This window comes from Pseudomonas sp. SJZ077 (assembly GCF_007993905.1).
In the GTDB taxonomy this organism is placed as follows: Bacteria; Pseudomonadota; Gammaproteobacteria; order Pseudomonadales; family Pseudomonadaceae; genus Aquipseudomonas; species Aquipseudomonas mandelii.
In genome coordinates, this window is record NZ_VIUJ01000048.1 from 1 (window position 1) to 1329 (window position 1329).

The 1329-nt window shown below is 59.7% G+C and carries 1 protein-coding gene; it reads left to right on the forward strand.

Annotated elements, in window-relative coordinates:
• Positions 1-35: 35 nt before the first annotated feature.
• Positions 36-1067: an IS110 family transposase gene (locus FBY01_RS31445; protein ID WP_145311127.1), complete on the forward strand. Its 1032-nt coding sequence runs from the start codon at positions 36-38 to the stop codon at positions 1065-1067.
• Positions 1068-1329 lie beyond the last annotated feature (262 nt).

The window sequence follows — 1329 nt, forward strand, 5'->3', positions numbered from 1 at the left end:
ACGAACCGCAGTCAACCGTGAGAAGGAGTCCACACATGAAGCTTATGCGCATTGGGGTCGACTTGGCCAAGAACGTGTTTCAGATCCACGGCGTGGATCGTCATGAGCAGCCAGTCTGGCGGCAGCGTCTGCCTCGCGATCGCTGGCTGCAAACGGTGCTGGAGAAGACCGAACCCGGCTGTGAGATCGGCATGGAAAGTTGCGGTGGTGCGCACCATTGGGCGCGGCAACTACAAGCACGCGGATTTCGGGTGAGGCTGATCGCGCCGCAGTTCGTCAAACCGTACGTCAAGAGCAACAAGAACGACGCCAACGATGCCGAGGCAATCTGCGAAGCGATGAGCCGCCCCAGCATGCGCTTCGTCGCCGTCAAGACCATCGAACAACAGGATATCCAGGCGACGCATCGCATCCGGGCCGGCTTAATCGAACAGCGGACGGCCAAAGCCAATCAGATTCGTGGGCTGATCGCCGAGTACGGCCTCGTTGCGCCGAAGGAATTACTGATGCTGCGTCGCGCAATACCGTGCTGGCTAGAAGATGCCGATAACGGTTTGACGGCGCGTTTTCGTCGTCTGCTGAATGGCTTGTGGGATGACCTGCGCGCACTTGATGAGCGCGTGAGCGAACTCGATGGCGAGATATCTGCGATCGCGGCGAGTGAGCCATCGGCCGTCCGTTTGCAACAGCTGCGTGGCGTCGGCCCGATGATTGCCACTGCGCTAGTTGCTGCCATCGGTGATGCCAGTCAGTTTGCTAACGGCCGACAACTGGCCGCCTCGCTAGGGCTGACGCCAAAGCAACACAGCTCTGGCGGCAAGGACCGACTGCTTGGCATCAGTAAGCGTGGCGATGCTTATCTGCGAACGCTGATGATCCACGGTGCGCGGTCGGCACTGCGCACGGCCAAGTCCAAAGACGATCGACTCAGCCAGTGGGTTGTCCGTTTAGCCGAGCGCTCACATCCCAACGTGGCCGCCATCGCACTGGCCAACAAAACTGCACGCATGGCTTGGGCGATGCTGCGCAACGGCACTGATTACCAACCGGATCGGGCAGCGGCCTGACCCATTCATCCCGGGAGAAGCCCCACACACCACGATTGCGAAGCAACCCGAGCAATGGCAAACCGGTCGAACCGGCGTCGGCAAAACCCTTTAACGTCCAGGTGCGTAAAGCACGTAAAAGCGATTGGGAGCCAACGCGCGAATAGCCCATCATGGCCCTGCATCAAAACGATGCCGCAGTAAGAGGCCGAATATACGTGTGCAGTCGGCACGGGCGCCAAAGCAAAGGAGGCTTGCAACGAGGAGGAGTCCATATACGGAC